The organism is Variovorax sp. Soil_C_12 (assembly GCF_057657375.1).
In genome coordinates this window covers 105,327-117,413 of sequence record NZ_JBDGIO010000004.1, presented here as the reverse complement: position 1 = coordinate 117,413, position 12,087 = coordinate 105,327, and the positions used below count along the sequence as shown (strand labels likewise).

Annotated in this window: 10 protein-coding genes; 3 read left to right on the top strand and 7 right to left on the bottom strand. The window is 69.6% G+C overall.

The annotated features are described in order from the left end of the window. Positions 1-23 precede the first annotated feature (23 nt). From AC3A6X_RS12850 to AC3A6X_RS12840, 3 genes are all read right to left on the bottom strand, one after another. Complete coding sequence (locus AC3A6X_RS12850) at positions 24-1,451, bottom strand: sensor histidine kinase (protein WP_487842538.1); 1,428 nt, start codon at positions 1,449-1,451, stop codon at positions 24-26. Further along, entirely contained in the window at positions 1,451-2,821 is a 1,371-nt protein-coding gene (gene miaB, locus AC3A6X_RS12845; RefSeq protein WP_487842537.1) for a tRNA (N6-isopentenyl adenosine(37)-C2)-methylthiotransferase MiaB, read from the bottom strand. The genes AC3A6X_RS12850 and miaB overlap by 1 nt, the downstream gene beginning before the upstream one ends. Positions 2,822-2,910: 89 nt before the next feature. Continuing rightward, the gene (locus AC3A6X_RS12840) at positions 2,911-3,375 is read right to left on the bottom strand and encodes a hypothetical protein (RefSeq protein ID WP_487842536.1); all 465 of its coding nucleotides are present in this window, start codon (positions 3,373-3,375) and stop codon (positions 2,911-2,913) included. Between the two features lie 219 nt (positions 3,376-3,594). Between AC3A6X_RS12840 and AC3A6X_RS12835 the strand changes: the two genes are divergently transcribed. Continuing rightward, positions 3,595-4,851, top strand: a complete 1,257-nt coding sequence (locus AC3A6X_RS12835) for an efflux RND transporter periplasmic adaptor subunit (RefSeq protein ID WP_487842535.1) — start codon at positions 3,595-3,597, stop codon at positions 4,849-4,851. A 58-nt stretch (positions 4,852-4,909) separates the two neighbouring features. Beyond that, the gene (locus tag AC3A6X_RS12830) at positions 4,910-8,056 is read left to right on the top strand and encodes an efflux RND transporter permease subunit (protein ID WP_487842534.1); all 3,147 of its coding nucleotides are present in this window, start codon (positions 4,910-4,912) and stop codon (positions 8,054-8,056) included. 80 nt (positions 8,057-8,136) lie between these two features. Here the strand turns inward: AC3A6X_RS12830 and AC3A6X_RS12825 are convergent, their stop codons facing one another. Next, positions 8,137-8,580, bottom strand: a complete 444-nt coding sequence (locus AC3A6X_RS12825; RefSeq protein ID WP_487842533.1) for a VOC family protein — start codon at positions 8,578-8,580, stop codon at positions 8,137-8,139. A 100-nt stretch (positions 8,581-8,680) separates the two neighbouring features. On the opposite strand from AC3A6X_RS12825, the gene AC3A6X_RS12820 reads away from it, so the two are divergent. Continuing rightward, the gene (locus AC3A6X_RS12820; RefSeq protein WP_487842532.1) at positions 8,681-9,616 is read left to right on the top strand and encodes a LysR family transcriptional regulator; all 936 of its coding nucleotides are present in this window, start codon (positions 8,681-8,683) and stop codon (positions 9,614-9,616) included. Here AC3A6X_RS12820 and AC3A6X_RS12815 read toward each other — a convergent pair. The 3 genes from AC3A6X_RS12815 to AC3A6X_RS12805 are packed head-to-tail and all read right to left on the bottom strand — an operon-like array spanning position 9,613 to position 12,078. After that, entirely contained in the window at positions 9,613-10,566 is a 954-nt protein-coding gene (locus tag AC3A6X_RS12815; RefSeq protein WP_487842531.1) for an alpha/beta fold hydrolase, read from the bottom strand. The two genes, AC3A6X_RS12820 and AC3A6X_RS12815, sit on opposite strands and share 4 nt — an antisense overlap. Further along, positions 10,559-11,365 carry an alpha/beta fold hydrolase gene (locus AC3A6X_RS12810; protein WP_487842530.1) on the bottom strand — a complete coding sequence of 269 codons (807 nt, stop codon included), beginning with the start codon at positions 11,363-11,365 and terminating at the stop codon, positions 10,559-10,561. The genes AC3A6X_RS12815 and AC3A6X_RS12810 overlap by 8 nt, the downstream gene beginning before the upstream one ends. Beyond that, positions 11,362-12,078 carry a 4'-phosphopantetheinyl transferase family protein gene (locus AC3A6X_RS12805; protein WP_487842529.1) on the bottom strand — a complete coding sequence of 239 codons (717 nt, stop codon included), beginning with the start codon at positions 12,076-12,078 and terminating at the stop codon, positions 11,362-11,364. Before AC3A6X_RS12805 ends, AC3A6X_RS12810 begins: the two co-directional genes overlap by 4 nt. Between the last annotated feature and the right edge of the window lie 9 nt (positions 12,079-12,087).

The window sequence follows — 12,087 nt, the reverse complement described above, 5'->3', positions numbered from 1 at the left end:
AACGCTAGAAGCGGGGGCGGTGGTCAGGCGGAGCGCGGCAGCTCGATGCGGAAGCGCGCCCCGGGTCCCTCGGGCAGCAGCGTGATGCGGCCGCCATGAGCTGCAATGTACTCCTGCACGATCGACAGTCCGATGCCGGTGCCCTTGACGGCATGCTGGGGTTGGCGCTCGCCGCGGTAGAAAGGCTCGAAGATGCGGTCGCGGTCGGCCTCGGCGATGCCCGGGCCCGCGTCCTGGATCTCGATGCCAACGGTGTCCGGCGTGCTCGACACGGTGATCACGATGGTGCCCCCCCGCGCCGAATAACGGATCGCGTTCGACAGCAGGTTGGCCAGCGCCGTGCCCAGCTTCACCGGGTCCACCACCACCGCGAGCGGCTCGCCCTCGGCCCGCACCGTCAGCCCGTTGGCCTGCCATTGCAGGCGCTGGGCCTCGATCTGCTCCTCGATCAGCGGCAACAGCGGCGTGCGCTGGCGGCGCAGCTCGCGCGCCTCGAAAGCCGCCGCGTTGAAGCGCAGCAACGCCTCGATCTGGCCCTGCAGCGCGACGGTGTTCTGCTGCAGGATCTGCGCCACCTCGCGCTGCGCCGGGTTCAGGGCGCCGGTCACGCCGTCCTCCAGCAGCGACACGCCTTCGCGCAGCGCCGCCAGCGGGGTCTTGAGCTCATGCGAGACGTGGCGCAGGAAGCGTGCCTTGTCGGCGTCCAGCTCGGTCAGCCGCAGCCGCAGCCACTCGAGCTGCTGCGAGATGCGGCGCACGTCGGCCGCGCCGCGGATGTCGATCGGCTCGTCCAGCCGGTTCTCGCCCAGTCCGACGATGGCGCGCTGCAGCCGCTTGAAGGGCCGCGCCAGCCAGACGCCGAAGGCCAGCGCGAGCGCCACCGCCACTGCGCTGGCGGCCAGCACCTCGCGCATCAGCCGCCGGCGCGCGTTCTCGATGCGCTGCGCCAGCGCGTTGTTCTGCGTCTCGATCAGGATCTGGGCCTGCTGCGCGATGTTGGTGTTGAGCGCGTCGAGGTCGCGGAACTGCATCGCCATCGAGCTCTCGCGCGCGAGCGCGGTTTCCGGCGCACCGCTCATCAGCCCCTCGATCACGGCCAGCTGGCCGCGCCACAGGTCGAGGCCGGTGGAGGGCAGGCCGTTCGCGCCCAGGCGGTCGAGCGCGTGATTGGCGTCGCGCGCCGCATCGTCGAAGCGGCGTCGCAGCACCGCGTCGTTGAGCACCAGCGACTGGCGTCCGGCGCGCTCCATCGCGGCGCTGCGCTCGGCCAGGGACTGCGCCGCGCCGGAGAGCGTGAGCGCGCGGCCTGCGGCGTTGCGGCTCTGCGTCATCAGCACGTCGTACTGGAAGACCGAGCGCAGCGCCACGCCCACCAGCAGCGCGGTGATCAGCAGGAACGCGAACAGCAGCAGTTGTTGGAACGAGCCGCGCGCCGACTTCAGGCCTGCCATCAGGCCGAGGCCAGCGCGGCCTGGGCGGCCGGCGACGAGGCCGATTCGGCGGTCGGCACCTCGCCGCGCAGCGAGTAGGCGAGCGAACGGGTGATGCGCACGTCGATCATCTGGCCGACCAGTCGCGGATCGCCTTCGAAGTTGACCGCACGGTTGCACTCGGTGCGGCCCATCAGCTCGCTCGCGTCCTTGCGCGAGCGGCCTTCGACCAGCACGCGCTGGGCTGTACCCACGAGGGCCTGGCCGAAGCGCTTGACGTTGGCGTCGATCGCCGCCTGCAGCCTTTGCAGCCGCGCGAGCTTGACCGCATGCGGCGTGTCGTCGTGCAACTGCGCCGCCGGCGTGCCGGGGCGCGGGCTGAAGATGAAGCTGAAGCTGTTGTCGAATTCCAGCTCGTCGATCAGCTTCATCATCTTCTCGAAGTCGGCGTCGGTCTCGCCCGGAAAGCCGACGATGAAGTCGCTGGAGAGCGAGAGGCCGGGGCGGATGGCGCGCAGCTTGCGCACCGTGCTCTTGTATTCCATTGCCGTGTAGCCGCGCTTCATCGCCATCAGGATGCGGTCGCTGCCGTGCTGCACCGGCAGGTGCAGGTGGCTCACCAGCTTGGGCACGCGGGCGTAGGCCTCGATCAGCCGCGGCGTGAACTCGTTCGGATGGCTGGTGGTGTAGCGGATGCGCTCGATGCCGGGGATCTCGGCGATGTACTCGATGAGCAGCGCAAAGTCGGCGATCTCGGCCGTGCTGCCCATGTGGCCGCGGTAGGCATTGACGTTCTGGCCCAGCAGCGTGACCTCGCGCACGCCCTGGTCGGCCAGGCCGGCGATCTCGACCAGCACGTCGTCCAGCGGCCGGTTCACCTCCTCGCCGCGGGTGTAGGGCACCACGCAGTAGCTGCAGTACTTGGAGCAGCCTTCCATGATCGAGACGAAGGCGGTCGCGCCCTCGACCCGTGCCGGCGGCAGGTGGTCGAACTTCTCGATCTCGGGGAAGCTGATGTCCACCTGCGGCTGGCCCGCGCGCTCGCGCTCGTGCAGCAGCTCGGGCAGGCGGTGCAGGGTCTGGGGGCCGAAGACCACGTCGACGTAGGGCGCGCGCGCGATGATGGCCGCGCCTTCCTGGCTGGCCACGCAGCCGCCGACGCCGATCTTCACGCCGCGCGCCTTGAGGTGCTTCACGCGGCCGAGGTCGGAGAACACCTTTTCCTGCGCCTTCTCGCGCACCGAGCAGGTGTTGAAGAGGATCAGGTCGGCCTCTTCCACGTTGGGGGTGGGCTCGTAGCCCTCGGCGGCGCGCAGCACGTCGGCCATCTTGTCCGAGTCGTACTCGTTCATCTGGCAGCCGAAGGTCTTGATGAAAACTTTGCGGGTCATGGGGTGGGCTCCGTGGAGGTGCCGTCGGAAAGCGGAACGCCGGACGTGAAGAGCGGGCGCCCTCCGCGTCCGGTCACCGAGTTCGAGGATTACTGGCCGTAGCGGGGCAGTTGGTCGAACGGCGTCTTGCCGTCGTCGCGCGGGCCGGTGTCGGCCACGAAGGGCCAGAAGTTCAGGAACGGCTTTCCTGCCGACTCGCGCTTGGCCTGGGCTTCCTCGGGCGTGAGGATCCAGACCTCGCTCACCTTGCCTTCGGGGTCGAGCTTGTAGTTGACGAGCAGGTTCTGGCCGGTGAGGTACGCCGGCATCACCAGCATCTGCTGGGCGCTGCGGATGCGGGCACCGGGCGAGAGCTGCTTGGGCTCGCCGTCGAGCTCGATGTCGGGCGAATTCACGACCATGAAGCGCCCGCGCAGGGTGCCGATGGGAAAGTTGCGGCCGCCGAGCGCGGCCTCGTTCTGGGTCTGGACCGGCTCCTGCGCAGCAGCGGGCGCCAGAACGGCGCACAGTGCTACCAAAATGAGAGCAGACCAGGGAGGGTTGCAGCGGTTCATGGTGTTCATCCAGAGGCTGTGGGACAGCGGCGATTCTAGCGGCCGCCTCCCACACGCCGCGGCGAACGGACGGGCTTCCGTGCGGTGCTTCATATTCGCTTTACTTATCTTTACGGCACCGATGGACGGCAGTCCCACACCCCTGATCCAATAGCTGTTGTCAGGCAAAAGTGCGCCTCGGTCAACCGTGGCCGGCTTTCTACCCATCCAAAAGCGCTCATGAACAAGAAACTCGTCCTCGCCCTCGCGGGTGTGCTGATCCTGACCGCGGCCGGCGCCTGGCGCTGGGCCGGGAACAGGACCCAGGGCGTGGCACAGACGGGCGCACCGGCCGCCGGCAACACCGCCGGCAAGGGCGCCGGGCCGGGCGCCGGAGCAGCCGCCCTGGTCACGCTCGCGGCGGCGCAGAAGCAGGACGTGCCGGTCACCGTGCAGGTCAACGGCAGCGTGGTCTCGCTCAACAGCGTGGAGCTGCGCCCGCAGGTGACGAACACCGTGCGCGAGGTGCATGTGAAGGAAGGCCAGTTCGTCAAGCAAGGCCAGTTGCTCTTCACGCTCGACGACCGCCCCGACCAAGCCAACCTCGCCAAGGCCCGCGCCCAGCAGCAGAAGGACGAGGCCACGATGGCCGACCTGGAGCGCCAGTACCGCCGCAGCCAGGAGCTGGTGGCGCAGAACTTCATCGCCAAGGCCGCCGCCGACGCGACGCTGTCGCAGCTCGAGGCCCAGCGCGCCGCGGTCGCCGCCGACAAGGCGGCGGTGCAGTCGGCGCAAGTGGCGCTGGGCTACGCCACGCTGCGCGCGCCCATCGCCGGGCGCATCGGCGCCGTCAACATCTACCCGGGCACCCTGGTCCAGCCCACCCTGACGCTGGTGACCATCACCCAGCTCGACCCGATCGCGGTGAGCTTCCCGGTCCCCGAAGGCAAGCTCCAGGACCTGCTGGCCGCCGCGCGCTCGCACACGCCGGTCGAGGCGCTGGTGAGCGGACGCAAGACGCCGATGAAGGGCACGCTGAACTTCGTCGACAACACGGTCGACCCGATGATCGGCACCGTGCGCGCCAAGGCGGTGTTCGACAACGCCGACCAGGGCCTGTGGCCCGGCCAGTTCGTCGAGACCCGCGTGACCGTGCGCAGCCTCGAGGGCGCGACCGTCATCCCCGCGGCCGCCCTCATGATGCTGGCCGAGGGCAGCTCGGTCTACGTGGTCGACGCCGAGCACAAGGCCACGCGCCGCAAGGTCGAGACCTTGCACACCTTCGGCACGCAGGTCGCGGTGCGCGGCGTCGAGCCCGGCGAGCAGGTGGTGATCGAGGGCAAGCAGAACGTGCGTCCGGGCGGCAAGGTGCGGCTCGACAGCGCCGCCCAGCCGCAGCAGCGCCCCAACGGCAACGCGCCGGAGGCGACGCCGGGCAGCGCGGCCTCTGCCAAGCCCGGCAACGCCAGCGTGGTCGCGGAGCGGGAGCGCACATGAGCCGCACGGCCGTCCCGAAGGCTCATAGCACCGCAGCCCGCAGGGCGGAGGTTATCCAGTGAACATCTCCGAGCTCTGCATCCGTCGTCCCGCGATGACGGTGCTGCTCTCGGCCGCCGCGGTGGTGGCGGGCATCTTCGCCTACTTCCAGATCCCGGTCGCGGCACTGCCCAGCTACAACACGCCGGTCATCAACGTCAATGCGCAGCTGCCGGGCGCCAGTCCCGACACCATGGCCTCCTCGGTCGCGCTGCCGCTGGAAAAGCAGTTCTCCACCATCCCCGGGCTGCAGACCATCAGCTCGGTCAACACCCAGGGCGTGAGCTCGATCACGCTGGAATTCGTCAGCAGCCGCGACATCGATGCCGCCGCGGTCGACGTGCAGGCGGCGCTGCTGCGCGCGCAGCGCCAGCTGCCGGTCGAGCTGACGCAGATGCCCTCGTACCGCAAGGTCAACCCGGCCGATGCGCCGGTGCTCTTCATCTCGCTGGTCTCGCCCTCGATGACGCCGTCGGAGCTCAACGACTATGCCGAGAACCTGATCTCGCCCACGCTCTCCACCATCGACGGCGTGGCCCAGGTCGCGGTCTACGGCCGCAAGGCCTTCGCCGTGCGCGTGAAGGCCGATGCCGACCTGCTCAACGCCCGCAACATCACCCTCGACGAGCTGGCCAACGCGGTGCGCCTGGCCAATGCGAACACGCCGGTGGGCGTGCTCGACGGCCCGCGCCAGACGCTCACCATCCAGGCCAACGAGCAGATGCTCAAGGCGGCCGATTTCGCCAAGGTGATCGTCGGCCAGCGCAACGGCGCCCCGGTGCGGCTGGACGAGGTGGCCACCATCGAGGACAGCTTCGAGTCCGTCAAGACCGCCAGCAGCTTCAACGGCGAGAGCTCGATCTCGCTGGCCGTGCTGCGCCAGCCCAATGCCAACACGGTGCAGGTGGTGGACGCCGTGCGCGCGCTGATGCCGCGCTTCCGCGACGAGCTGCCGCAGTCGGTCGAGATCAACATGGTCAACGACCGCTCCATCTCCATCCGCGAGGCGGTGCACGACGTGCAGCTCACGCTGCTGGGCACCGTGCTGCTGGTGGTGCTGGTGATCTTCCTGTTCCTGCACCGCGTGGTCGCCACGCTGATTCCCGCGGCCACCATCCCCATCTCGCTGATCGGCGCCGTGGCGCTGCTCTACGCCTTCGGCTACAGCCTGGACAACGTCTCGCTGCTGGGCATCACGCTGGCGGTGGGCCTGGTGGTGGACGACGCCATCGTGGTGCTGGAAAACATCATGCGCTACGTCGAGAAGGGCATGGAGCCGATGGCGGCCGCGCTGCGCGGTTCGCGCGAGGTGGGCTTCACCATCATCTCGATCTCGATCTCGCTGGTGGCGGTGTTCATCCCGATCTTCTTCATGCCCGGCGTGATTGGCCTGCTGTTCCACGAATTCGCGGTGGTGGTGGGCCTGGCGGTCATGGTGTCGGCCGTGGTCTCGCTCACCCTTGTGCCGATGCTGGCGAGCCGGCTCCTGCGGCACCAGCCGCGCGAAGGCGGCGTGGCCGAGGACCACGAAGAAACGCATCCCGAGCCCGGCACCGCGATTGGCCGCGGCTTCGAGCGCGGCTACCGCTGGGTTCACGGCAACTACATGCGCACGCTCGACTGGACGCTGCACCACCGCAATCTGATGCTGGGGTTGGCGGCCGCGACCTTCGCGCTCACGGCCTGGATGTTCATCAGCATTCCGAAGGGCTTCTTCCCCGAGGAGGACATCGGCCAGATCCAGATCACGACCGAGGCCGCCGAGGACATCTCTTTCCCGGCGATGAAGGTGCTGCAGGACCGCGTCGCCGATGCGCTGATGGCCGACCCGAGCGTGGCCTACGTCAACTCCTTCATCGGCGTCGGCGGCCCCACCGCCACGCAGAACGCCGGCCGCCTGTTCGCGGTGCTCAAGCCGCGCGGCGAGCGGCCGCGCATGCCGCAGGTGCTGGAGCAGCTGCGCAAGCGCTTCCGCGAGATCCCCGGCGTCGCCGTCTACATGCAGCCGGTGCAGAACCTGCGCCTGGGTGGCCGGCAGAGCAAGGCGCGCTTCCAGTACACCCTGCAGAGCGTGAACGCCGGCGCGATCAACGAGTGGGCCGAGAAGCTGATGGAGCGCATGCGCGCCGAGCCGGAGTTCCGCGACGTCACCAGCGACTCGCAGAACCGCGGCCTGCAGGCCACGCTGGAGATCGACCGCGACAAGGCCGGCGTGCTCGGCGTCGCCGTCGGCGACCTGCGCACCGCGCTCTACAACGCCTACGGCGACCGCCAGATCGGCAGCATCTACGCGCCCAGCAACACCTACCAGGTGATCCTCTCGGCGGCCGACGACGACCGCCGCTTCGAGGAGGACATGTCGCGCCTGTCGGTGCGCAACAAGGCCGGGCAGCTCGTGCCGCTGTCGGCCTTCTCGACGGTCAAGCGCACTGTGGGCCCGACCTCGGTCAACCACCAGGGCCAGTTGCAGGCCGTGACGGTGTCCTTCAACCTGGCGCCCGAGGTGCCCTTGGGCAACGCGACCGCCAAGATCGATCGCTTCAAGGCCGAGCTCAAGGTCCCGCCCTCGATCATCACCAGCTACGGCGGCGACGCGGCCGTGTTCCAGAGCTCGCAGGCCAGCCAGGCGGTGCTGCTCGTGCTGGCGGTGCTGGTCATCTACGTGCTGCTGGGCGTGCTCTACGAGAGCTACATCCACCCGCTCACCATCCTCGCGGGCCTGCCCTCGGCGGCGGTGGGAGCGCTGCTCTCGCTCAAGCTCTTCGGCTTCGACCTGACGCTGATCGCGACCATCGGCATCCTGCTCTTGATCGGCATCGTCAAGAAGAACGCGATCATGATGATCGACTTCGCGCTCGACGCGCAGCGCACCCAGGGCATGCAGCCGGTGGAGGCGATCCGCGAGGCCTGCCGGCTGCGCTTCCGCCCGATCCTGATGACCACCTTGGCTGCCCTGATGGGCGCGCTGCCGCTCGCGCTGGGTCTGGGCGCCGGTGCCGAGCTGCGCCAGCCGTTGGGCGTCGCGGTGGTCGGCGGGTTGCTGTTCTCGCAGGTGATCACGCTGTACATCACGCCGGCCATCTACCTGGCGCTGGACCGCTACAGCGGGAGCGGGCCGATGCAGGAGCTGCCGGGCGAGAAGCTCCGGGCCGCCACGCCCGCCTGAACCCGCTTTGCTCCCTCTCCCTCCGGCAGAGGGCAGGGGTGAGGGCACCGGCCCTTCGACCGAGCGCAGCTTCGGTTTCGCTACTTCGCGAACAGGCGGCCGATATCGGCGAAGGCTTTCAACTCCAGCGCATTCCCCGACGGGTCGAGGAAGAACATCGTCGCCTGCTCGCCCGGCTCGCCCTTGAAGCGGATGTACGGCTCGATCACGAATTCGACGCCGTGCGCCTTCAGCCGAGCCGCCATCGCCTCCCAGTCGGGCATCGGCAGCACGATGCCGAAATGCCGTACCGGCACGCCGTGCCCGTCGACCGCATTGCGCTGCGACGCGCCGGTCTCGCCCGGCGCGAGGTGGGCCACGATCTGGTGGCCGTAGAAGTTGAAGTCCACCCAGTCGTCCGCACTGCGGCCCTCGGGGCAGCCCAGCAGCTCGCCGTAGAACCGGCGGGCCAGCACCAGGTCATGCACCGGGAAGGCGAGGTGGAACGGGGACAGCAGGGCGGGGTTGGTGGTCGGGGTGAGCATCGCGGCGGGGCTGGTGTGGAGGAGGATGCGTGATCCTAGGGGCGCAGGAGAAGAAAGAAAATCAATATATATTTGCCCGAAGCATCAACAGAATTTGTGAATGATCCGCGAGCTGAAGACCTTCATCGCCGTCGCCCGCGAAGGCACCTTCGCCGCCGCCGGCCAGAAGATCGGCCTGACGCAAGCGGCGGTCAGCGCCCAGATGCAGCGGCTGGAGACGGAGCTCGGCTTCGTGCTCTTCGACCGCACCGGCCGCTCTGCGCGCCTGAATGCGATGGGCCAGGAGACGCTGGCGCAGGCCACGGAGCTGATCGGGCTCTACGGCCAGCTGGGCTCGCGCCACGCCGCATCGCGCGCGGCAGAGGTGCTCCACATCGGCGCGATCGCGTCCGCGCAGCGCCTGCTACTGGCCGAAGCGCTGGCAGCCTTCCACCGGCAGGCCCCGGGCTGCCGCACCCGCGTGCTGCCCGGGGTGTCGATGGAGCTGCTCAACCGCGTGGATGCCGGCGATATCGACATGGCGGTCATCATCCGCCCGCCCTTCGCGCTGCAAAGCGACCTGCGCTGGACCACGCTGGCCCACGAGCCCTTCCGACTGCTGGTTCCGCGGCGGGTCGAAGGCGACGACTGGGCGGCGCTGCTGTCCCGCCATCCATTCGTGCGCTACGACCGCTCGTCCTTCGGCGGCCGGCAGGTCGACCGCTTCCTGCGCGCGGCGCACGTGGACGTGCAGGACATCTGCGAGCTCGACGAACTGGACGCCATCGTGGCCCTGGTGGCCAAGGGCGTTGGCATGGCCCTGGTGCCGCAGACCGCCACGCACCGGCGCTGGCCCGCATCGGTCCGCGCGATCGACCTGGGCCGCCACACTTTTTATCGCGACATCGGGCTGGTGAATCGCGGCAGCCGGCCGCTGACCGGACCGGCCGGCTTGCTCCAGAAGCAGATCTGCGCCGCCTACGAATTCAGGGGCACGGCTGCCGGCACCTCGGCCGAGGGCAAGCGCCGCAAAGGGCCGTCGGGCCCGGGCGCCTAGATCACCGGATCCCGCTGCAAGGCCACCGCCGGCCTGCTGCCCGCGAACTGCCCGCCGCCGGTGCGTGCCGCCGCCGCGGCATGCGTCGACGACGAGGTGGCCGCTGCACCCTGCACCACCCGCAGCGCCCAGTCGCACACCACCTCCATGAAGATCCGCTGCGATTCCATCGAGGTCAGGCTGTGGTCGATCTCGCCGATGAAGCGGTACTCGAAGCGCTGCGTGAAGGCCTCGTTCGCGAAGGGGCCGAGCTGGTCGCGCTTGCGGTCGGTCACGTGCATGGTGCCGGTGTAGAACAGGAGCACCGCCACGTTGCGCTCCGCGACCTGCGTCATCGAACGGCGGAACACCGCGGCCGTGACCTCCGGCGGGTCGGGCTCGAAAATGTGCGGCGCAGCCGCCGCGGCCGCCTTGGCGGAGAACTTGCGCTGCAGCCAGCGCGCCGTCTTGCCGATCACCGCCGGGTTGGTGGGCGCCGCCAGCGCGCGGCGGAACTGGCGCTCCAGCTGCGCGCGCCGGCCGGGGAAGGCATAGCCGTCGAACATCAGCAGGCCCACCACGCGGGAGTCGGCCACCGCCAGCGACAGGCCGTTGGTCGCGCCGGAGCACAGGCCGATCACGATGAAGCGGCGCACGCCCAGCATGGTCTGGATCAGGTTCATCGCCGCTTGCAGGTCCAGCACCGCCTGCGTGAGGAAGTGCTCGGAGCCGCTGGCCGGGCCGCTGTCGCCCAAGCCCGCGAGGTCCATGCGGATGCAGCTGATGCCGCGCCCCGCCATCTCGCGCGCGAGCTTGACGTTGATGCGCCGCGGGCCGATGTGATGGTTCGCGCCCATATTGAGCATCAGGCAAGCTACCGGCGCCAGCGGCCCCTCGGCCGGCGTGGTGATGATGCCGATCAGCGAGCCGTCGGGCCCGAACTGGACAGGTGTCTCTTTGTAGTCACTCATGTATTGCCGCCAGCAGTCTCTGCAGCGCCTCCGTGGGAACCATTGCATTATTGGGGTGCGGATCGGACGTCCATATCAGGGGATGCGCGAAGGTCGAAGCCCGCACCGGCATGTGGCGGGCCGTCTCCTGGGCCGCCCATTGTTGTGCTGCGTGGTCCTCGGCATCGGCGAGGACGACTGTCTCGTGCAGCGCGGTGAGCTGCAAGGTTGCCGGCGCGAGCGCGCGCATTTGATCGCGCATCAGCGGCGACACACCGAAGCCGAAGATCTCCCCGGTGAAGGCATCGGGGTCGCGGGCCAGCTGGCGGCGCCAGGCCGGGTCGGGCACGCAGAAGGAACGCTCCAGCGCATCGACATGGCCGGCGCGCAGCGTTTCGAGGTAGCGCGCGCCGTCCACGATCGGGTCCCACAGGATGAGCCGCGCCGGGTCGCAGCGGCCGCTCTTGGCCGCCATCACCGCCAGCGTCGCGCCCAGACGCGCGCCGAGCCAGATGATGCGCCGGGCGCCGGTGCGGCGCCGCAGCTCCTCGTGCGCAGTGCAGACGTCGCGTCGCCAGCCCTCGAGGTCGCCGTCGGTGTCCTCGCCGGGCGAGTCGCCGCTGCCGTGGTAGTCGAAGCGCAGCACCGCCACGCCGGCCCGCGCGAGCCGGTCGGACAGCACGCGGAACAGCCGGTGCCCGCGCACGGCCTCCTGGCCCAGGGGCATGCAGATCAGCACCGCGAGCTTGCCGTCGCGCTCGGGTGCGTGGAAGAGCCCGAACAGCTGCCTGGAGGCCGGGCCGAAGAGCATCGGGGTCATGCGTAGATCTCGTTGTCGACCAGGGGCCGGCACGCCGCCGCGGCGGGCCCGCAGGCCAGCACGCGGGCCACGGCGCACAGCGCTCCCTGGACATCGTGGAAAGAGGACAGCGCGAGGCGCGCAACGCCGTCCGCCGCGTCGATCTTCACTTCGCGCGCGTCGGGCGCGACGCCCACCTCGAAGCTGCGCGTGTCCACCGACAGGCCCATGCCGGTGGCCTTGAGGCAGGCCTCCTTGCGCGTCCAGCAGCAGAGGAAGGCGCGCTCGCGCGCCTCGGCTGGCAACGCCGCCAGCGCGAGCCGCTCGGCGGGGGTGAAGTAGGTCTCGGCCAGGGCCTCGGCGTCGGGCATCGGGCGCAGCAGCTCGATGTCGGCGCCCACCTCGGCATCGTCGCAGACGGCGATCAGGGCCAGCGACTCGCTGTGGCTGAGGTTGAAGCGCAGGCCGCCGTGCTCGACCAGGGTCGGCTTGCCGAAGGGGCCCAGCGCGAACTCCAGCATCGAGGCCGGGATGCCGCATTGCGACGAGAGCGTCTCGCGCAGCGCCGCATGGGCCGCAATGAAGCGGTTGCGATCGCGCTTGAAGACGAAGCGCCGTGCGCGCTCCCATTCCGCTTCCGAGAGCGAAGCCACGGCCTGCGGCGCCGGCGTGGCGTCCAGGTCCACCTGCCACAGCCGGCAGTGCATCGAGGAGGGGAGCTGCACGGTCGTCATGGCGCTTTC